The following is a 21,478-nucleotide window of genomic DNA, read 5'->3' as shown; positions in this document are numbered from 1 at the left end:
TTGTTTATGCCTCCATGATGATCGGAAGAATCATCGGGCTTCTCTTGGTACGTTTCCAGAGGAACTCGCTGAGTGCATCCTTTACTACATTCTTGATCTTGCCCCAGTCGGTGATATTTCGTTCCAGGCAGGAATCCAGTGCGGATTCCACAACTTCCTTAGCATGTTCCATAAGATCCTCGGATTCCCTTACATAGACAAATCCTCTGGACACGATATCCGGTCCTGCAAGAACCACATTGCTGTGACGTTCCAGTGTCATGACTACGATCATGATTCCATCCTCAGCCAGATGCTGACGGTCACGAAGTACGATGTTTCCGACATCACCAACACCAAGTCCGTCGACAAGGATCGCTCCTGTGTGTACGGAACCTGTCACCTCTGCGCTGTATTCATCCATCTCCAGAACATTCCCGGATGCCAGGATAAAGATATTTTCTTTCGGGATCCCAAGATCCTCTACAACATGCTTCTGCGCTGTCAGATGACGATATTCTCCATGGACCGGGATCGCATATCTCGGTTTGACAAGGGAATAGATCAGTTTGATCTCTTCCTGGCAGGCATGTCCGGAAACGTGGACATCCTGGAAGATAACCTTCGCACCCTTCATGGAGAGCTCGTTGATAACCTTGGATACTGCCTTCTCATTTCCAGGGATCGGGTTGGAACTGAAAATGATCGTATCATTTGGCTTGATCGTGATCTTCTTGTGGATATTTGCAGCCATACGGGAAAGAGCCGCCATGGACTCACCCTGGCTTCCTGTCGTGATCAGGACTACCTTATCATCCGGGTAATTCTTGACCTGGTCGATCTCGATCAGTGTATTCTCCGGGATACGTAAATAGCCAAGTTCAGACGCCACTGAAATGATATTGACCATACTGCGTCCCTCTACGGCTACCTTACGTCCGAAGCGGTATGCTGTATTAATGATCTGCTGTACACGGTCTACATTGGATGCAAATGTCGCGATGATGATCCTTGCGCTTCTGTGTTCGTTAAAAAGGCTGTCAAACACTTTACCAACTGTACGCTCAGACATTGTGAAGCCCGGACGTTCTGCATTGGTACTGTCGCACATCAGGGCAAGGACACCCTTCTTGCCGATCTCAGCAAAACGCTGCAGGTCGATCGCATCTCCGAATACCGGTGTATAGTCAACCTTGAAGTCTCCTGTATGGACTACAATTCCTGCCGGAGAATAGATTGCCAGGGCAGATGCATCCTGGATACTGTGGTTTGTCTTGATAAATTCGATCGCAAAATCACCGAGGTTGATGACCTGTCCGTGTTTTACTTCCTTGAGCTTGGTGTAACGCACCAGATTGTGTTCTTTGAGTTTGTTTGTGATCAGCCCCAGTGTCAGTTTGGTGGAATAGATCGGGACATTAACTTCCTTGAGTACATAAGGAAGGGCTCCGATATGGTCCTCATGTCCATGTGTGATCACAAATCCCTTGACCTTGGAAATATTTTCTTTAAGGTAGGTCACATCCGGAATAACAAGGTCGATTCCGAGCATGTCATCCTCCGGGAAGGAAAGACCGCAGTCTACGACCACAATGCTGTCACCGTACTCAAAAGCGGTGATGTTCATTCCGATCTGCTCCAATCCGCCTAACGGAATGATCTTGAGTTTGGAAGCACTCTTGCGTCCTCGCTTGCCTGTATTTCTGTTCTGGACTTTGGCAGGTGCCTTGAGAGCAGCTTTTACCGGTGCTTTGGACTGACCGCTTCTGAAATTAGATCTGCTGTTCCGCTCGCTTCTGTCTGTCTTGTCATTTCTGTTGTCGTTTCTGTCGCTGTTTTTGTCGTTGTGTCTGTTATTTCTCTGCTGCTTATTGTAACGATAATTGTTTTTTCTGTTTGTCGGTCTTTTGTTATCGTTTGGTCTTCTGTCGTAACTACTGTATTTTCGTTGAGTTTCTTTTGCTTCGGCTGTATTTTCAGTTACATTATTTTCACTCTTCAATCAAGCACCTCCATATTATTCCGTGCATTTTGTGCACACTAATGCAGGAATACCGTGGGCATTCCTTCCAAATTTGCCTTGCAGATTATATTTTTGATTTTGCTTACATTTCAAGATCTACGTCATCAAGCATCTGCTCAAAAACTTTATAAACTGCCTGCAGTTCTTCGTCGTCTTCTACCATCTCATAGCAGGCTTCCGGCTCTGTGCCTGTGGAAACATCCTTAAGGATATATGCAGTTGCTTCCTCATCCATAGAGTCTGATACCAGAAGATAGGATACTCCTCCTATCATCGTCTGCTCTTCGATATAAAATTCTTCTACTGTTCCGTCCGGAGACTGAAATTTGATTTTTTCCATTTTGTCACCCTTATTTCATCACCAGAGAATCAAGATATCCCTGTAAAATAAAAACTGCTGCAAGTCCATCCAGATACTGCTTACGGTTTTCTCTCCGCACGCCCGCCTCCATGAGAGTTCGATCTGCTTCTACAGTTGTCAGTCTTTCGTCCCACATGACAACCTCAAGCCCGATACGTCTCTTCAGCATCTCGCCAAACTCCAGCGCTTTCTCTGCACGTTCCCCCACGGTGTTATTCATGTTCTTCGGATAACCGACCACGATCCGCTCTACACCGTATTCTTCTACCAGAGCTTCAATGCTCGCAAGGGTCTTACGCAGCTTGTTTTCCTGTTTTCTCCAGATCGTATCCAGTCTTTGGGCAGTCAGTCCCAAAGGGTCACTGACTGCCACGCCGACTGTCTTAGATCCATAATCCAGTCCAAGAATCCGCATACTAACGTTCCCAGGATTTGTTCTTGATATACTCGTTTAACAGTTCCTCTACCAGTTCATCTCTCTCAACTTTCATGATCATGCTTCTGGCGCCTTTGTGGCTGGTGATGTAAGTCGGATCACCGGACATAATATAACCTACGATCTGATTGACCGGATTATATCCCTTCTCATCCATTGCGTTGTAAACCAGGTCCAGGACTTCCTTTACTTCCAGTTCCTGATCCGGTTTGGTTCTGAAATATTGTGTATTTCCTAAATTGTTTTCTGCCATTTTCTCTCACGTCCTTAATAAGATTTCTTTTTTATTTTAATATAAATCTTCACAAATTGCAAGAAGCACATGCTCATCTGCAAAATCAACTGCTTTTGCCTTTACGAGATCGTTGACTTTGTGTGCATCTGTCTTCTCGATGACTGCACGTACATATTCTTTGCTGTGTGCCATAAAATAGGTTTTACCGCCGATCTCCACTTCTTCTTCAAGGAGCAGCTCCAGAGTCCTGCCGATCATGGCGGTTTCGTATTCTTTTGCACGAATCTCATGCAGTTTCAGCATTTTTTCACTTCGCTGTGCCTTGACTGCTTCTGTAAGCTGTCCATCCATAGCTGCGGCTTTGGTTCCCTGTCTTCTGGAATATTTAAAAATATGTGTCTCGTAGAAATGAATATTTTTTACAAATTCATAAGAATCTTCGAAATCTTCCTCTGTCTCCATCGGGAAGCCTACGATCACATCTGTTGTCAGTGCCGGTGCCGGGTAAAATCTGCGGATCAGCTCACATTTCTCTGCATATTCCGGTGCGCTGTATCTGCGGTTCATGTTCTTGAGGGTCTTGTCACAGCCGCTCTGCAGGGAAAGGTGGAAATGCGGGCATACCTTCGGAAGAGCGGAGATCCCCTCCATGAATTCTTCCGTGATGATACGTGGTTCCAGTGATCCCAGACGGATCCGGGCAATCCCATCCACTTCATGTACTGCCTGGATCAGTGACAGGAGGCTTTCTCTTTCTTCCTTCGGGAAATCCAGTCCATAGGAGCTCAGATGGATCCCGGTAAGAACAACTTCTTTGTAACCTCTTGCTGCAAGAGTACGTACTTCCTCAAGGACCTCTGCGATCTTTCTGCTGCGTACACGGCCTCTTGCATAAGGGATGATGCAGTAAGTACAGAACTGGTTGCATCCGTCCTGAACTTTGATATAGGCACGCACATGTTCTGCAGTGTAACCGATGGAAAGGTCCTCGTATTCCTTTGTCTTGTTGATCTCGATGACTTTTACCTTCTTGGCATGTTCTTTTTCGTATTCCTCGAGAGCTTCTACGATCTGTTTTTTCTGGTTGTTTCCAAGGATCAGGTCCACAGCACTGTCCGCCTCCAGTTTCTGTGTATCTGTCTGGACATAACATCCTGTTGCCACGACAATGGCATCCGGATTCATTTTTTTTGCTTTGTGGAGCATCTGTCTGGATTTACGGTCTGCGATATTGGTGACTGTGCAGGTATTGATCAGATAAATATCCGCCCCTTCTTCAAAAGGAACGATCTCATATCCTGCTTTTTCCAGAAGCTGCTGCATGGCCTCTACTTCGTATGCATTTACTTTGCAGCCCAGGTTGTGAAGGGCAACTTTTTTACTCATATTTTACCTCGATCATTCTTTTAGTTGTTTTATTTTTTCAGACTTTGTTATGTTTTTCATTGAAATTTCATTATATTTTCCCTTGACTTTTTCAGGGGGTACAGGTAAGATTACTTTTGAAAGAGTTACTGTTCACTTTGTTCACAGTAACTTGGCCAAAATGCATTCCACATCACCTTCGGTGATAGCATTTTGCCCTGTATGTCTCGGGATTTTGCCATATCCATGGCAAAACACCTCGCGGGATACTACCGGTGAGCAGTTACTTTACTAATAATAAAGGAGGATTTATCATAATGAAAACATTAAAGATTTCTCTGAACTCAATCGATAAAGTGAAGGCATTTGTGAACGAGATCAGCAAATTCGACTGCGATTTTGATCTGGTTTCCGGAAGATATGTGATCGATGCCAAATCTATCATGGGTATCTTCAGTCTGGATCTTTCCAAACCGATCAACCTGAACATCCACGCAGAGGGAAGTACTCTCGATACAATCCTGGCTGTTGTTGAGCCATATGTTATTGAGTGATTCTGCATCGTGCCGGTTTCTGACCGGACATACCAGATTTTAAAACAGCTTCATTGTGTGACCACATATGAAGCTGTTTTTATTTTGCTTTTTTACTGGATTTCGATGATTTCTGTTGTGGCCAGTGCTTCTTCCATCAGCTGGTCGATCTTCTCGTTCAGTTTCTCCTCGGATCTGCGGATCACTTTGAGGTTTGGTTTTGTTACAGGATGTTTTGCAACAAAAATCGTACAGCAGTCTTCAAACGGCTGGATAGAAGTCTCGAATGTGTTGATCTTTCTGGAAATCTGAACGATCTCCTCCTTGTCAAATCCGATAACCGGACGGTATACAGGAAGCTCGCATGCCTCATCTGTTGCAGCAAGACTCTGTAAAGTCTGGCTCGCTACCTGTCCAATGCTCTCTCCTGTGATCAGACCAAGGCATTTATCCTTGCGTGCAAAATGCTCTGCGATACGCATCATGTAACGGCGCATGATGATCGTCAGTTCTTCATGCGGGCACTGATCGTAAATATAAAGCTGGATATCTGTAAAATTGACCACGTGCAGACGGATCGGTCCGCTGTAGCGTGCTACCAGTTTTGCAAGATCTACAACTTTCTGTTTTGCACGCTCGCTGGTGTACGGCGGAGCGTGGAAATAAACGGCTTCGATCTTGACACCACGTTTTGCGATCATGTATCCGGCAACAGGGCTGTCGATACCGCCGGAAAGAAGGAGCATTGCCTTGCCGTTTGTTCCGATCGGCATTCCTCCCGGTCCTGGAAGAGTCTCGGAATATACATAGATCTTGTCACGGATCTCTACGGACAGTGTCATTTCCGGATGATGTACATCTACAGATGCCTCCGGGAATGCATCCAGGATCTTTTCTCCGATTCCTGCGCTGACTTCCATGGAAGTGATCGGGTAGGATTTCTTGGCTCTTCTTGTGTAGACTTTGAAGCTTCCGGCATATCCCGGGTATCTTGCTTCCATATAAGATACGACATCTTTTGCCATCTGGTCAAATCCCTGATCTTCGTAGATCACGACCGGGCTGATACCTACGATACCAAATACTCGCTGCAGAGCCTCCACAGCCTCGTCAAAATCATATTTCTCCGGGCAGAACACGTATACACGGCCCTGTTCCTTGGTTACTGTAAATTCGCCTTCTACCGGCTCCAGAGCCAGTTTCATCTGCTTTACAAGGGCATCTTCAAAAAGATATCTGTTTTTTCCCTTGATGGCGATCTCTGCATATTTGATCAAAAATGCATGAAATATCATACTGTTCCTCCTGATTATTTTCTTGAATATCGTCTGAGCATCGGAACCAGAGTTTTCATGGTTTCCAGGAAATAGTCTGCTTCTTCGATGGTATTTTCTTCACAGAAACTTAAGCGGACGGTGCTTTCGATCTGGTCCTTGGACATTCCCATGGCACTTAAAGTTGCGCTTGGTTTTCTCTTGTGGCTGGAGCATGCGCTTCCTGCGGAAATGTAGATTCCCTTATCTTCCAGGGAATGAAGCAGGACTTCGCTTCGAACGCCCATCACGCTGATACTTAAGATCTGCGGTGTGCCCTCACGGAGCGGCATTCCGTTGATGCGGATGTCTTCGATCTGGGAAAGTCCCTCGGCAATGTGCTCTTTGAGCTGATACATATGCTCTACATTCTCATCCAGATTCTTGTAAATCTGTCCGGCTGCCACACCAAGTCCGGCGATCCCAGGTACGTTGTCGGTTCCTGAACGCATGCCGCTCTGCTGACCGCCGCCAAGGATCTGCGGGATGATCTTGACTTTCTCATTGATGTACAGGAAACCGATTCCTTTCGGCCCGTGGATCTTGTGTCCACTGACTGCGAGAAGGTCGATCCCCATTTTTTTCGGATAGATACGGTATTTGCCGAATCCCTGGATCGCATCCACGTGATAGAGCGCCCTCGGGCTCTTTTCATGGACCATCCTGGCGATCTCCTCGACCGGCATCACTGCACCGACTTCGTTATTTACAAGCATGGTAGATACCATGATCGTGTCTGGTCTCAGAACGGCTTCCAGTGCTTCCATCTTCACTCTGCCCTGTGCGTCTACCGGGAGGTAGGTGATCTCAAATCCCTGCTCCTGAAGGTACAGTGCCGGCTGGCTGACCGCCGCATGCTCTACAGATGTGATGATGATGTGGTTTCCGTTTCGTTTGTTTGCCATTGCACCACCAATGAGTGCAAGGTTGTCAGACTCTGTACCACCGGAAGTAAACAGGATCTCTTTTTCCTGTACTTTCAGGATTCCGGCGATCGTCTTTGTTGCTTCTTTTACATATTTCTCCGCATCTACACCCTTGAGATGCATGGCAGATGGATTTCCGAAGTCCTCTGTCATGGTCTTTACTACGATGTCTTTGACGGAATCGTAGCATCTGGTGGTGGCGGAATTATCAAAATAAACTTCCATAATTTCCTCTTTATTATTGTATCCGTATTAATTTTCAAGCTGGAACATGAGAACAGACAGGATCGCAAGTCCTGCTGTCTCTGTGCGGAGGATCCGTCGTCCGAGGGTGATCGGCTTCGCTCCTCCTTCGATCGCAGCTTTTACTTCTTTTTCTTCGAAACCGCCCTCCGGTCCGATGAAGATCCCGATGGACTGTCCCGGTTCTATCGCCGCAAGGATTTCCTTTGTCTCTGGCATTCCCTTTGCAAGTTCGTAAGGAATCAGACGGATATCCATGGATTCTGCATATTTCAGGGCTTCTTTAAAGGTGATAACCTCATGTACATGCGGGATCAGCATTCGCTTGGACTGCTTCGCCGCGCTCTCTGCAATCTGCTGCCAGCGGTCGACTTTTTTGGCGGCCTTTTTGCCATCCAGTTTGACGACACAGCGTCTGGTCTCCACCGGAATGACTTCGTATGCGCCAAGCTCGACTGCTTTCTGTATGATCAGTTCCATCTTATCCGCTTTCGGCAGGCCCTGGAACAGATAAATCCTGCTTGGGAGCTCATAATCCGGCTCCTGAGAATAAATGATGTGAAGGAGCACCTCGTCCGGCTCAAAAGCCTCGATCGTACAGCGGTATTCACATTTGCCGCCGTCGCTGATCCACAGTTCCTCTCCCTGTTTCATACGAAGGACATTGGCGATATGGTTCACATCGGTCCCTGTGATATGGATCTGGTGCGCTTCCTCATCAATCTGATGCGGTTCTACAAAAAACCTCTGCATGAGATCAGTCCTTTCTTGCAGTTACGCAGACCCATTCGCCCTGCTTTGTAACTTCTACCAGAGTAAGACCGGCCTTCTCTACTGCTTCTCTGACAACTTCTTCCTTGACATCAAGGATTCCGGAAGTGATGTAGTATGCACCTTTTTTCATCTGATGAACGATGACCGGGGTCAGCGGAACGAGAACATCTGCAAGGATGTTTGCAGCTACGATATCGTATCTCTCATATCCGACTTCATTCTGTACTTCAACGTCATCGATGATGTTTCCGATCATCATATCAAAAGAATCATCTTCGATCTGGTTTGCTTCTTTGTTATCCTGTACAGCAGAAACTGCACATGGATCAAGGTCTGTTCCGACAACATGTCCTGCACCGAGTTTAAGTGCTGTGATTCCAAGGATTCCGCTTCCTGTTCCTACATCGAGGATCTCTGCGCCGCGGGTCACATATTTCTTGAGCTGACGGATCACGAGCTGTGTTGTCTCGTGCATACCGGTTCCAAATGCTGTACCCGGGTCAATGTGAAGGATCATTTTGTCCTTATCTTCTTCTTTGACTTCTTCCCAGGATGGAACGATCAGGATATCATCTACATAGAACTGATGGAAAAATTCTTTCCAGTTGTTGATCCAGTCCTTATCTTCTGTCTCGGATTCTTCGATCGTGCCTTCTCCGATGTCCATGAAAGTACGCAGTTCTTCCAGTGCGTTTCTTACATCACGAAGAATGCTCTCCTTGTCGGCATCTTCTTCCAGATAAAAATTCAGATATGCGATCCCGTCATCTGCCGGTCCTTCCGGCATGATGTCAACGAACATCTGAGCTTTATCTTCTTCTGTGAGCGGCTGATGATCCTGGATCTCAGCACCCTCTACGCCGATCTCTGCCAGTGTGCAGATGATCATGTCCTCTGCTTCTGTTTTTGTTTTAATGGTAAAACGATTCCACTTCATATATTTTAATCTCCTGTCTATTATATGCGACAATTTTACGATACTTACGGATTGTTCCGCAGCAAGCTTTTGTTCTTTTAACCCTGGTATCTAATATACATGAAACCACAAAAAAAGAAAAGAGGGAAACCCTCTTTTCCTTAAACTTTTTAGTCCTCAAAAGTTTCTTTGAGTTTATCCATAAAACTCTTTTTCTTCTTTTCGGACTTCTCGGAACCGCCTTTTTTCTCATCGAGGTTGACGTTTCCGCAGGCTTCGTCGAACTTGCGGAGTGCTTCTTTGGCTTCCTCATTGAGTTTGGTCGGAACCTGAACGATCAGGGTAACGTAGTGGTCACCACGGACATTCTTGTTTCTCAGGGATGGAACACCCTTACCCTTGAGACGGATACGTGTGTCGGTCTGTGTTCCTGGTTTTACTTCGTATACAACGTCACCATCAACAGTATTTATATGGATCTCACCACCCAGTGCTGCCTGTGCATAAGTCAGCGGTGCGGTAGAGAAGATATTCATATCCTGTCTCTGGAAGATCGGGTGACGTGCTACATTTACTTCTACGAGAAGGTCGCCTCTCGGTCCGCCATTGGTTCCTGGTTCACCCTTATCACGGATACGGATGCTCTGTCCGTTGTCGATACCGGCCGGGATGGAAACCTGGATCTTCTTACGTGCGGAAGTATATCCTGTTCCATGGCAGGCACTGCATTTATCCTTGATGATCTTACCAGATCCGTTACAGTCCGGACAGGTCTGTACATTACGGACCATACCAAACATGGACTGCTGTGTATAGACGATCTGACCTTCTCCTTTACATTTCGGACAGGTAGTTGGCTGTGTTCCTGGTTTTGCTCCTGTTCCATGACAGGTGGTACATTCGTCCTTAAGCACGATCTCCAGTTCTTTGTCACAGCCGAATACAGCTTCTTCAAAAGTAATATTTACACGGGCACGTAAATTGGCACCTTTCATCGGTCCGTTGTTGGCACGGCGTCTTCCGCCGCCTCCAAACAGATCTCCGAAAATGTCTCCAAAAATATCTCCCATATCTGCGCCATCGAAACCGCCAAATCCACCGTAGCCGCCGGCTCCACCGCCGCCCTGCTCAAATGCAGCGTGACCAAACTGGTCGTACTGTCTACGTTTGTCTGCATCACTTAAGACACTGTATGCTTCTGTTGCTTCTTTGAATTTGGCCTCTGCTTCTTTATCTCCCGGGTTTACGTCCGGGTGATATTTCTTGGCTAATTTTCGGTATGCGCTCTTCAGTTCTGATTCACTGGCAGTCTTGCTGACACCCAGGACCTCATAGTAATCTCTTTTATCAGCCATCTTTTCTCTTTCCTATATGTGTTATTAGTTTTATTTTTCTTATATCCAAGATGCCTCCCGCGCAGACGGAATGTGTGCGCCGGAGGCTTATTGTTTTTACTTTACTGTCTGGTTCTCAGTAACTTTTATTTAGACTTCTTTGTAGTCAGCGTCTACAACATCATCGCCATAGCCTGCTTCATTTCCACCCTGAGCTGCGCCTGCTCCCGGGTTCGGACCAGCCTGGCCGCCTGCCTGCTGTGTCTGCTCATACATTTTAGCGAAAAGCTTCTGAGCACTTTCCATCATCTTTTCCTGAGCTGCTTTGATGTCTGCGATCTGAGCATCTGTCAGTTCTGCGTTTGCTGTCTGAGCAAGCAGATCTTTGAGTGCGTTCAGGTCTGTCTCAACTGCTGCTTTGTCGTTAGCGTCGATCTTGTCGCCAGCTTCTTTGAGTGCATTCTCAACCTGGAATACCATGGAGTCTGCGTTGTTTCTTGTGTCGATTCCCTCTTTACGTTTCTTATCCTGAGCTTCGAACTCAGCAGCTTCTTTGACTGCTTTGTCGATCTCGGAATCAGACATGTTGGAACCTGCTGTGATTGTGATGTGCTGCTCTTTACCTGTTCCAAGGTCCTTAGCAGATACATTTACGATACCGTTGGCATCGATATCAAATGTAACCTCGATCTGCGGAACACCACGACGTGCTGGCGGGATTCCATCCAGACGGAACTGTCCGAGGGATTTGTTGTCTTTTGCGAACTGACGCTCACCCTGTACAACGTTGATATCTACAGCTGTCTGGTTGTCTGCTGCTGTGGAGAAGATCTGGCTCTTCTTGGTCGGGATTGTTGTATTTCTCTCGATCAGACGAGTTGCGATACCACCCATTGTCTCGATGGACAGTGACAGCGGAGTAACATCCAGAAGAAGGATATCGCCGGCACCTGCATCACCTGCAAGTTTACCACCCTGTACGGAAGCACCAAGTGCAACACATTCATCCGGGTTCAGGGATTTGCTTGGCTCTTTGCCTGTGAGCTGTTTTACTTTGTCCTGTACAGCCGGGATACGTGTAGATCCACCTACCAGAAGTACCTGACCAAGTTCGGAAGCTGTGATTCCTGCATCAGACAGTGCACGGCGAACCGGCTCTGCTGTCTTCTCTACCAGGTCATGTGTCAGCTCATCGAATTTAGCTCTTGTAAGGTTCATATCGAAATGCTTCGGTCCTTCTGCTGTTGCAGTGATGAACGGAAGGTTGATGTTTGTTGTTGTTGCGGAAGAAAGTTCTTTTTTAGCTTTCTCTGCTGCTTCTTTCAGTCTCTGAAGAGCCATCTTATCTGCACTTAAGTCTACGCCTTCTGCTTTCTTGAATTCCTCGATCATCCAGTCTGTAATTTTCTGGTCGAAGTCATCACCACCAAGACGGTTGTTACCAGCTGTGGAAAGAACCTCGATGACACCATCACCGATCTCGATAACGGATACATCGAATGTACCACCACCTAAGTCGTAAACCATGATCTTCTGCTCTTTCTCGTTGTCAAGACCATATGCAAGAGCTGCTGCTGTAGGCTCGTTGATGATACGTTTTACATCAAGACCTGCGATCTTACCAGCATCTTTGGTTGCCTGACGCTGAGCATCGTTGAAGTAAGCCGGAACTGTGATAACTGCTTCTGAAACAGTTTCTCCAAGGTATCCTTCTGCGTCTTTTTTCAGTTTCTGAAGGATCATAGCGGAGATTTCCTGCGGAGAATATTTCTTCTCGTCGATAGTTACACGGTAATCTGTACCCATCTCTCTCTTGATTGAGGAGATTGTTCTGTCAGCGTTTGTTACTGCCTGACGTTTTGCAGGCTCACCTACAAGACGTTCTCCTGTTTTTGTGAAAGCAACTACGGATGGTGTTGTTCTTGCACCTTCTGTATTAGCGATAACGGTCGGCTGTCCACCTTCCATTACGGCTACACAACTGTTTGTTGTACCTAAGTCAATACCAATGATTTTTCCCATGATAAATTCCTCCTGATAAATATCTAAATATATGAAATATTAATTAGCCACTTTAACCATGCTGTGACGAACTACGAATCCTTTATAGGTGTAACCTTTCTGAAGTTCCTCTACAACAATGTTCTCTCCGACAGATTCATCCTCCACATGCATGACTGCGTTGTGGAAATCTGGATTGAATTCCTTGCCGACTGCTTCGATCGGTTCTACTCCCATGCCTTCCATTGTGGTGGTAAGCTGTTTGTAGATCTTCTCCATTCCATCAGCAAACGGATCATCCTGTGGTGCCTGTGCAAGTCCTCTCTCAAAATTATCCACAACCGGAAGGATCTTCTCGATGATGTCCTTCGCTCCGATCACATACATGCTGGATTTCTCTTTCTCCGTACGTTTACGGAAGTTATCGAACTCAGCCATGTTACGTTTCAGTCTGTCTGTCAGTTCTTCGATCTGCTGTTCTAATTTATTGTCTTTTTTCTTCTTGCCGAAGAAAGATGTTTTGGATTTGGTTTCTTTATCGTCGTCTGCCTCAGGGGCTTTCTCCGCTTCTGCGTCCTGTCCTGCCGTTGCTTCCGGCGATTCTTCTGTCGGCTCATTCACAGTTTCTGTTTCCGGAATGTCTTTCTCTGTTTCTTCCTGCTCATTTGCCGTGTTTTTATTTTCTTCTGACACCTTTGTTTTACCGCCTTTCTGCCTGGCTGCTAGCCGTCTTCATTGCTTTTATTTTTTATGAAAACCTGATCAAGTTCGACCTTGAGGGTCTTCAAGCTGTTTACTACATTCTCGTAATCCATTCGCTTCGGTCCTACAATACCGATCGTTCCATGCATTCCCTCTCCCAGTTCATAGGTTGCGGTTACAACGCTGCAATCCTTCATGGTCGAGATCGGAAGTTCGTCTCCGATGTACACCTGAACTCCGGTATTGTCATCTGCCATCCGCTCCTTGACCAGATCTACCAGCTGCTGCTTCTCCTCGAAAGTGGAGATCAGTCCGGTTGCTCTCGTCGTATCCGATAACTCCGGATACTTGAAGAAGTTCGTGGCTCCTGACGTATAGATTTCCATGTCGTCCTCATCCACATGAATCGTAGCTGCCACTGCATCCAGCACCTTGGCCACCAGCTTACTGTGAATACCTGCCTGTTCCTTAAGTCTGGCGATCATTCCAAGATTGATATCCTGGATCGGCAGTCCGTTCAGATTGGTATTCAGAAGCAGGTTCAGCTTCAGGATCGTCTCATCGTCCATCTCTTCATCCAGATCGATGATCTGATTTCGGATGACGTTGCCTTCGCATACAACAACTGCTACCAGCTGCAATTCATTGACACGGGATAACTGAATAAATTTCAGTTTGCTTCCGCTGTACTGAGGAACCGAAACCATCGTTGCGTAATTGGTGTTCGAGGCGAGGACACGTGCTACATTCTTAAGCACTTTCTCCATCTTATCTGTCTTCTCGATCATCAGATTACGGATCTCTGCAATCTCGTCTTCCTTCTCCCGCATCAGTTCATCCACATAAAGCCTGTAGCCCTTATCAGAAGGTATTCTTCCTGCCGATGTATGTGGCTGAACGATATATCCCATGTCTGTCAGATCAGACATCTCGTTCCGGATTGTTGCTGAGCTGACATTCAGATCCTTGTCCTTGGAAATCGTCCTGGATCCTACTGGTTCGCCTGTCTCCATGTATGTCCTGATGATCGCCTTGAGAATCCGTTTCTTACGATCTGTCAGTTGTTCATCCATGTTCCCAGCTCCTTTCCGTTTAGTCTGTTAGCACTCATCATTAAGGAGTGCTAACATCTATAGTGTTAAGATAGCACTGTCGTTATTATTTGTCAACAGATAATTACGAATTTTTTGAAAAAAACATAAAAATCACAGTTCCGACACAGATAGGGAAACTCCGACAATTCTGGCAGGACCTTCTCTGTGTTCGACACTGTGATTCTCTTAATCTTCCTGTATTATGATATATCTGTTTTACTTTACAGACCGCTTCTGCGGATCGCTTCTACTACTTCTTTGATCTTCTCCGGAGGGAGTACCAGTGCGAAACGTACATATCCTTCTCCGTGCGGGCCAAAGCTTGCTCCTGGTGTCACGATGACGCCGGCTTTTTCCATCAGTTCCATACAGAATGCCATGCTGTCTGTACGTCCTCCCGGGATCCTTGCCCAGACGAACATCGTTCCCTTGCCATTTGGAAGGTCCCAGCCGATCTCGCGGAGACCATTGCAGAGTGCATCCCTTCTCTCCTGATACATCTGGCACTGCTCCTGAACGCTTTCAAGAGGTCCTTTGAGTGCCGCGATCGCTGCTTTCTGGATCGGAAGGAACATTCCGAAATCAATCTGGCTTCTGAGTTTGCGGAGTGCCGCGATCACATCCGGGCGGCCTACGAGAAAACTGATCCTTGCGCCTGTTACATTAAAGGACTTGGAAAGGCTGAAGAATTCTACGCCAATCTCCTTTGCTCCTTCTGTTGCAAGGAAACTTCCACCATGTGCTCCGTCAAAGATGATGTCGCTGTATGCATTGTCATGGATGATCAGAATGTCATATTTCTTCGCAAATGCTATAATTTCTTCGTAAAGTCCCGGTGTGGCAATGCTTCCTACCGGGTTGGATGGCAGAGAAACTACCATGTATTTGGCTTTGCGTGCTACTTCCTCCGGGATATCCTTTACATATGGAAGAAAATCGTGCTCTGCGACAAGCGGGTAGTAGTATGGCTCTGCCCCTGCCATCAGGCTTCCTGCTGCAAATACCGGATAGCATGGATCCGGAAGAAGGACAACATCTCCCTCATCGCAGAGTGCCATTCCAAGATGTCCCATTCCTTCCTGGCTGCCGTAAACGGTCATGACCATGTCCGGTGTCAGCTCTACGTCAAAACGTTTCTTATAATAGTCACAGACTGCTTCCAGAAGTTCCGGGAGATCCCTGAGACTGTATTTCCAGTTATTGTCATCCATGGCCGCCTCTGCCAGAGCTTTCTTGATGTGTTCCGGTGTTTTGAAGTCCGGCGTTCCCACACTCATATTATAAATTTTCATGCCCTGTGCTTCCAGTTCCATACGTCTGTTATTCAGGGCTGCAAAGATTTCTTCTCCAAATCTGTCTAATCTCTTGGAAAACTGCATATCGATTTACCTCTTTCGTTTCTGTTCAGGCATCATACCTGCCGTTCGTTCTATTGTAGCACTCTCTCCATTACTGTACAAGAGTAAAGTACACTAGTCATCCAATTCTTCCAGATTTTTCTTAAGTTCGATCATCTTGTCGCGGAGTTCTGCTGCCTGTTCGAAGTTCAGACTTGCTGCTGCTTCGCGCATCTGCTTCTCGACTTTGGTAATCAGCTTGGTAAGTTCTTTGCGGTTCATGGACTCCGGATCTTTCTTGAGTTTCGCTTCGGTCTCAGCAACCGCCTTGGAAACTGTGATCAGGTCGCGGACTGCTTTCTTAATTGTGGTCGGCGTGATTCCATGTTCTTTGTTGTAGGCTTCCTGGATGCTTCTTCTTCGCTCGGTCTCCTGGATGGCTTTTCGCATGGAATCGGTCATGACATCTGCGTACATGATAACGTGACCTTCGCTGTTTCGGGCGGCTCGGCCGATCGTCTGGATCAGGGAAACTTCTGAACGGAGGAAACCTTCTTTGTCTGCATCGAGGATTGCAACCAGTGTGATCTCCGGGATGTCAAGACCTTCTCGGAGAAGGTTGATCCCGACAAGTACGTCAAAGACATCCAGTCGCATATCGCGGATGATCTCTGCACGTTCCAGCGTGTCAATGTCAGAGTGGAGGTAGCGGACGCGGATTCCTACATCCTTCATGTATTCCGTCAGGTCTTCTGCCATTCGTTTAGTCAGAGTCGTGATCAGGATCTTGTGGCCCTTGTCCACTTCTTTGTTTACTTCGCTGATCAGATCGTCGATCTGTCCTTCGACCGGGCGGACTTCTACCTTCGGATCGAGAAGTCCTGTCGGACGGATGATCTGTTCTGCACGGAGAAGTTCGTGCTCTGCCTCATACTGTCCCGGTGTTGCAGAGACAAACAGGACCTGGTCGAGTTTGTTTTCGAACTCATCGAAGCTTAACGGGCGGTTGTCCTTGGCAGATGGCAGGCGGAAACCGTAGTCGACAAGCGTCTGCTTACGGCTTTGGTCTCCGGCGTACATTCCACCGACCTGAGAGACTGTTTTGTGGGACTCATCTATAATAAGAAGAAAATCATCCTTAAAGTAGTCCATCAGGGTATATGGCGGCTGGCCCGGTGCAAGCCCGGTAAGGTGTCTCGAGTAGTTCTCGATTCCGGAACAGAAGCCGGTTTCTTTCATCATTTCTACATCGAAGTTGGTACGCTCGGCGATACGCTGCGCTTCAATCAGCTTATCCTCGCTCTTGAAATAGGAAACCTGTTCTTTCATTTCTTCCAGGATCGCATCGGCTGCTTTCTGGATTTTTTCCTGTGGAACAACGTAATGGGATGCAGGGAAAATCGCAGCGTGCTTCAGTTCATTGCGGATCTCACCTGTCAGAACATCTACTTCTGTGATGCGGTCAATCTCATCTCCGAAGAATTCTACGCGGATCGCACGGTCTGAGTAGTTGGCAGGAAAAATCTCCAGCACATCGCCCCGCACGCGAAAAGTACCTCGATGGAAATCCATCTCGTTGCGGTTATACTGGATATCGATCAGTTCTTTGATCACATCATCCCTGTCCTTCTCCATCCCCGGGCGCAGAGAGATCATCATATCAAAAAATTCTTCCGGTGCACCCAGACCGTAGATGCAGGATACAGAGGAAACCACTATGACGTCTTTGCGCTCGCAGAGTGCCGCCGTTGCAGAGAGGCGGAGCTTATCGATCTCGTCGTTAGTGGAAGCGTCCTTTGCTATATAGGTGTCGGTAGATGGGACGTATGCTTCTGGCTGGTAGTAATCATAATAGGAGACAAAGTATTCTACTGCGTTCTCAGGGAAGAATTCCTTCATCTCGCCGTAAAGCTGCGCTGCCAGTGTTTTATTGTGCGCAAGTACCAGGGTTGGTTTGTTGAGCTGGGCGATGACATTCGCCATCGTGAAGGTCTTACCGGAGCCGGTGACACCAAGCAAAGTCTCGAACTGGTTGCCTTCCTTGAAGCCCTTGACTAGCTGCTCGATTGCCTGCGGCTGATCGCCGGTGGGGTGATATTCGGAGTGTAGTTTGAAGATTTGTTGTGAATTTTGCACAAAAGCACCTCCTGGTTGTATGTTGAAAAAGTTCAATGCTATTCTTTTTGCTATTCTATTGCATTTGTGTTTCCAAATATTTCTCACATAAATGATTATTTAGAAGAGATGGCAAAGACCATCTACGACTATTGGTTTGTGCAGTTTGAGTTTCCTGATGGAAACGGAAATCCATATAAAACTTCAGGTGGAGCCTTATTATACAATGAAGTTCTCAAAAAAGAGATTCCATTTCTTCACTTTTTGCAATAGGTTTGATATCCAGATCATTGTCCATATTGAAATCATACGTCATATAGGATAGCTGCTGCGCATATGCCTTGAATTCCAGATCAGACATATCCACCAGAATCATAATATCCACATCAGAATCCGGACGGAAGTCACCCCTTGCATAAGAACCATAAAGGATTATCTGGCGTACATGAGAGCCATAAATCTTTTTGATAGCCTCCACATATTCTTCAATTAAATCCTGCATAAGCTTAGACATACATCTCACCTCACTTCTCATCTACCTCAATTGTGTCCATCATTGCTATTTTTAGTATATCATTTCACATAAAAGAAGTACAGAACAAGCGAATATTTGTTCTGTACTTTTTATAAGTTCTATTCTATCAGACCTCCACCTCAAACGGCAGCCGATCGAGGATGTCTTTCTGCATATCCACTCCCGGGTAGACTTCGATCAATTTCAGGCCTTTGGGGGTGAGGCGGAAGACGCAGCGTTCTGTTACGTAGAGGACTTTCTGACCGTTTTCGATCGCGCGTTTTGCGGAGAAGCTGATGCTTGAGACGTTCTCTACAAATTTAGGGATCTCGCCTTCTTTGTGGATGGTTACGACACCCTTTTCCTGGGTGACTTCCAGACCTTTGGCGTTGAAAGTCATGCAGAAAACTACGGTTGGGGTCTTGGCTGTGATATTGGCAAAGCCACCGATGCCTGCAAAGGCCCCTGTTCCTCTGTGGGCATTGATATTTCCGTAACGGTCTGCCTCCAAACCGCCCATAAAGCAGATATCCAGCCCACCGTTGTCGTACAGGTCAAACTGGTTTGCCATATCATAAACGGAAGCGGCACCAATCATTGCCCCAAATGCTTCGCCCGAAACAGGAAATCCCCCGATTCCTCCGGACTCCACCGTGAGCGTGATCATATCGAGCATCCCACTCTTTCGCGCATATCTGGATACCATTTCCGGAATTCCGATTCCTATGTTTACAATATCATCCACTCGCAGCTCTTTAGCGGCTCTTTTTCCTATGATATTTGCCGGAACGTTGTTTTTACGCTGCTTCTGGGAGAGGTCATTGATCTTCTCATTCCAGGTATGCCATTCTTTGTACGGGATCTCAAAACTTCCGGTAAGTGCCGTGTATGCTTCATTTCGCTCCTCCGGCTCTGCCACAACGATCGCATCGACCAGACAACCCGGAATGATGGCGTTACGCGGACGGGACGGCGTGTCTACGAGACGATCCACCTGTACGATGACCTTTCCACGGTTTGCTTTGACCGCCTGACAGATGGACAGTGCGTCGCCGGACATGAACATATCATCAAAGGTGATATTTCCTTTTCTGTCTGCAGCAGTTCCCTTGATCATGGCAATCGTGATCTTTGGAAGTTTATAATAAAGAAATTCATCCCCATCCACTTCCACATGCTTCACCAGTGAATCATCGATGGAAATTCTGTTGATCCCCGGTCCTTCTCTCCTCGGATCAACAAAAATATCCAGTCCGACTTTGGACAAAGCTCCCGGAAGACCGCCTGCCTGTGCACGGATTGCATGAGAAATACACCCAAGCGGCAGATTATACGCCTCAAATCTGTCCTCCAGCACCAGTTTTTTGGTGCTCATCATCGCGCCAAAATGACCGCAGATCAGCTTGTCCACCGCACCTTCCCGAATATATCCTTCCGCATTATGTTCGTCATCCCAGACACCAAATCCGGCACTGGATACGATCGTCAGATGCGTCGGCGACTGCATTTTCTGATATCTTCGGTATAATGCCTCGTGGAGTTCAGTCGGGTTTTCGATCCCTACAAATGAATTCACGCAGATACAGTCCCCGTCCCGGATCAGACGGATGGCTTCATCTGCATTCATGATCTCATACATACTTATTTCCTCTCAAATACGGTCTCGCCGCCAAGGATCGTCATATCCACCTTCGTGGTCTTGATCTCATCCGGGTCGATCTCATAGAGGTCTTTCTCAAGCACAACAAAATCCGCGTTCTTTCCAGTCTCGATCGTACCGTTCTCATCCTCTGTGTACGACGCATAAGCAGCATATTTTGTAAAAAGTTTCACTGCCTCATCTACTGTCAGGCGTTCCGACGGGATCCAGCCCTCTTTCGGCTCGCCGTTTATATTCTTGCGGGTCACGGCAAAATAGATGTTTTCCATTGCATCGAAACTTACCACCGGTGCATCAGAGCCGCCGGATGCATGGATGCCGAGATCCAGCATGGTCTTCCATGCATAAATACCTTCCATACGATGTGTTCCGATCGCCGGTTCTACGGTATTCATATCAAGATCGACAAATACAGGCTGAATGTATGCCAGAATGTCGTTTTCTTTCATTGCTCGCAGGATCCGCGGGTTTGTGATCTGACAGTGGACGATTCCATGTCTGCCCTTGGCGTTATCCTTACGGTATGGAGATTTCGCGATCGCCTCGATCACCATATCCATCGCACGGTCGCCAATGCAGTGTACTGCCGCCTGCATCTGATGCTGGTCAAAAAATGCGAACAGCTCATCCAGTTCTTCCTGCGTGAAGATAATGTTCCCGCAGTTTCCAGGGCTGTCCTCATATGGCTCGTTCATCGCTGCAGTTCTCGCACCAAGAGAACCATCCTGAATGAGCTTCATCGGCCCGATCGTAAAATGATCGCCCCTCTGACCAGTACGATATCCCTCTTCCACAAATGCCTTGGCGTCATCAAAACGCTCAAACAGGCACTGCTCATAATGGCGGACATTCAGCTCGCCTCTCGCATCCAGTGCTTTGTAGGCATTCATGATACGCTTCCAGTTTTTGCCCGGAAGTGCTGCGAGGTCGTCAGACTGTACACCGGTAAAGCCGCATTCGTTCAGTTTTTTTGCGCTGTAGGTAATGTAGTTTTCTACTTCTTTCTGTGACGGGGTGTCAAGCAGAGAATAGTAAAACTGTACAGCATTTTCCTTGATCAGACCTGTTTCCAGATCAACATCCTTCTCGATCTCAGAGAACTGCGGAATCGTCTTAAGCAGTTCCAGACCGCGGCTGTTGCAGACACCTACATGTCCACAGACTCTGACCATGATGATCGGGATTTCTTTGGACAGGGCATCCAGCTCATCCTTGTGCGGATATCTCGGCTCCGCAAAATGTTCTTCGTTCCATCCTCGGCAGTAAAGCCAGGTCAGCGGTTTGCCCGCATGCTCCTCGATACGCTTCTTCGCTGCGTCCAGCATTTCTTCCACGCTGGTGCAGTCAAACAGTTTGACGGAACGCTCTACAAATGCATAATGCAGCATGTGCAGATGCGTGTCCACAAATCCCGGAAGAAGCAGTCTGTCGCCAAGGTCAACTTTTTCTTCACAGGCGATCTTCTCTGCCTCTTCGTTGGTTCCTACAAAAACAATTTTGCCATTTTCCACGCCAACCGCTTCTGCTACGTGGCCGGCATCATCTAATGTACGGATTCGTCCGTTAAAAAAAATCTTATCCACTGCTTCTTCATCCTTTATGAATTATTTCTGATAA

At 47.0% G+C, this 21,478-nt stretch carries 18 protein-coding genes and 1 pseudogene; 1 reads left to right on the top strand and 18 read right to left on the bottom strand.

The genetic code is table 11. The features are described 5' to 3' along the window. Window positions 1–4: 4 nt before the first annotated feature. The 5 genes from WMO75_RS02545 to mtaB form a co-directional block, all read right to left on the bottom strand. Window positions 5–1,639 carry a ribonuclease J gene (locus WMO75_RS02545; RefSeq protein ID WP_349077563.1) on the bottom strand — a complete coding sequence of 545 codons (1,635 nt, stop codon included), beginning with the start codon at window positions 1,637–1,639 and terminating at the stop codon, window positions 5–7. Between the two features lie 445 nt (window positions 1,640–2,084). Then, complete coding sequence (locus WMO75_RS02540; RefSeq protein ID WP_118251559.1) at window positions 2,085–2,342, bottom strand: DUF1292 domain-containing protein; 258 nt, start codon at window positions 2,340–2,342, stop codon at window positions 2,085–2,087. 10 nt (window positions 2,343–2,352) lie between these two features. Further along, complete coding sequence (ruvX, locus tag WMO75_RS02535; protein ID WP_173906609.1) at window positions 2,353–2,778, bottom strand: Holliday junction resolvase RuvX; 426 nt, start codon at window positions 2,776–2,778, stop codon at window positions 2,353–2,355. Between the two features lies 1 nt (window position 2,779). Beyond that, window positions 2,780–3,052: an IreB family regulatory phosphoprotein gene (locus WMO75_RS02530; protein ID WP_118251561.1), complete on the bottom strand. Its 273-nt coding sequence runs from the start codon at window positions 3,050–3,052 to the stop codon at window positions 2,780–2,782. A 36-nt stretch (window positions 3,053–3,088) separates the two neighbouring features. Beyond that, window positions 3,089–4,420 (bottom strand): tRNA (N(6)-L-threonylcarbamoyladenosine(37)-C(2))-methylthiotransferase MtaB, encoded by a 1,332-nt coding sequence (mtaB, locus tag WMO75_RS02525; RefSeq protein WP_349077544.1) that lies wholly within the window; start codon window positions 4,418–4,420, stop codon window positions 3,089–3,091. Between the two features lie 296 nt (window positions 4,421–4,716). Here mtaB and WMO75_RS02520 point away from each other — a divergent pair, with 296 nt between their 5' ends. After that, window positions 4,717–4,953: an HPr family phosphocarrier protein gene (locus WMO75_RS02520; RefSeq protein WP_118698128.1), complete on the top strand. Its 237-nt coding sequence runs from the start codon at window positions 4,717–4,719 to the stop codon at window positions 4,951–4,953. 92 nt (window positions 4,954–5,045) lie between these two features. On the opposite strand, the gene thiI is transcribed toward WMO75_RS02520, so the two are convergent. From thiI to WMO75_RS02455, 13 genes and pseudogenes are all read right to left on the bottom strand, one after another. Next, complete coding sequence (thiI, locus tag WMO75_RS02515) at window positions 5,046–6,227, bottom strand: tRNA uracil 4-sulfurtransferase ThiI (protein ID WP_022213534.1); 1,182 nt, start codon at window positions 6,225–6,227, stop codon at window positions 5,046–5,048. A 14-nt stretch (window positions 6,228–6,241) separates the two neighbouring features. Then, the gene (locus WMO75_RS02510; protein WP_349077542.1) at window positions 6,242–7,396 is read right to left on the bottom strand and encodes a cysteine desulfurase family protein; all 1,155 of its coding nucleotides are present in this window, start codon (window positions 7,394–7,396) and stop codon (window positions 6,242–6,244) included. Between the two features lie 27 nt (window positions 7,397–7,423). Further along, window positions 7,424–8,167, bottom strand: coding sequence for a 16S rRNA (uracil(1498)-N(3))-methyltransferase (locus WMO75_RS02505; protein ID WP_022213536.1), 744 nt, complete (start codon window positions 8,165–8,167; stop codon window positions 7,424–7,426). A 4-nt stretch (window positions 8,168–8,171) separates the two neighbouring features. Then, window positions 8,172–9,125 carry a 50S ribosomal protein L11 methyltransferase gene (prmA, locus tag WMO75_RS02500; RefSeq protein ID WP_022213537.1) on the bottom strand — a complete coding sequence of 318 codons (954 nt, stop codon included), beginning with the start codon at window positions 9,123–9,125 and terminating at the stop codon, window positions 8,172–8,174. A gap of 149 nt (window positions 9,126–9,274) precedes the next feature. After that, on the bottom strand, window positions 9,275–10,459 hold the full coding sequence (dnaJ, locus tag WMO75_RS02495) for a molecular chaperone DnaJ (RefSeq protein WP_022213538.1): 1,185 nt from the start codon (window positions 10,457–10,459) through the stop codon (window positions 9,275–9,277). A 129-nt stretch (window positions 10,460–10,588) separates the two neighbouring features. Next, window positions 10,589–12,460: a molecular chaperone DnaK gene (gene dnaK / locus WMO75_RS02490; protein WP_118698126.1), complete on the bottom strand. Its 1,872-nt coding sequence runs from the start codon at window positions 12,458–12,460 to the stop codon at window positions 10,589–10,591. Window positions 12,461–12,499: 39 nt separating this feature from the next. Further along, the gene (gene grpE, locus WMO75_RS02485; RefSeq protein WP_022214190.1) at window positions 12,500–13,132 is read right to left on the bottom strand and encodes a nucleotide exchange factor GrpE; all 633 of its coding nucleotides are present in this window, start codon (window positions 13,130–13,132) and stop codon (window positions 12,500–12,502) included. 29 nt (window positions 13,133–13,161) lie between these two features. Further along, window positions 13,162–14,214, bottom strand: coding sequence for a heat-inducible transcriptional repressor HrcA (gene hrcA / locus WMO75_RS02480; protein ID WP_022214189.1), 1,053 nt, complete (start codon window positions 14,212–14,214; stop codon window positions 13,162–13,164). A 242-nt stretch (window positions 14,215–14,456) separates the two neighbouring features. Beyond that, window positions 14,457–15,614 carry a pyridoxal phosphate-dependent aminotransferase gene (locus WMO75_RS02475; protein ID WP_118698125.1) on the bottom strand — a complete coding sequence of 386 codons (1,158 nt, stop codon included), beginning with the start codon at window positions 15,612–15,614 and terminating at the stop codon, window positions 14,457–14,459. A 93-nt stretch (window positions 15,615–15,707) separates the two neighbouring features. Further along, on the bottom strand, window positions 15,708–17,708 hold the full coding sequence (gene uvrB, locus WMO75_RS02470; protein WP_227221910.1) for an excinuclease ABC subunit UvrB: 2,001 nt from the start codon (window positions 17,706–17,708) through the stop codon (window positions 15,708–15,710). A 235-nt stretch (window positions 17,709–17,943) separates the two neighbouring features. After that, window positions 17,944–18,201, bottom strand: a pseudogene (locus tag WMO75_RS02465) (nucleotidyltransferase domain-containing protein); the annotation flags it as partial. A gap of 127 nt (window positions 18,202–18,328) precedes the next feature. Beyond that, window positions 18,329–19,840, bottom strand: a complete 1,512-nt coding sequence (locus tag WMO75_RS02460; protein ID WP_118698122.1) for a CoA-transferase — start codon at window positions 19,838–19,840, stop codon at window positions 18,329–18,331. 2 nt (window positions 19,841–19,842) lie between these two features. Beyond that, window positions 19,843–21,444 carry an amidohydrolase gene (locus WMO75_RS02455; protein ID WP_227221909.1) on the bottom strand — a complete coding sequence of 534 codons (1,602 nt, stop codon included), beginning with the start codon at window positions 21,442–21,444 and terminating at the stop codon, window positions 19,843–19,845. Window positions 21,445–21,478: the final 34 nt, after the last annotated feature.

The organism is Blautia intestinihominis (genome assembly GCF_040096655.1).
Lineage (GTDB): Bacteria > Bacillota > Clostridia > Lachnospirales > Lachnospiraceae > Blautia_A > Blautia_A intestinihominis.
Note: the sequence above shows the minus strand (reverse complement) of the source record. Positions and strands in the feature narration are given on the sequence as shown.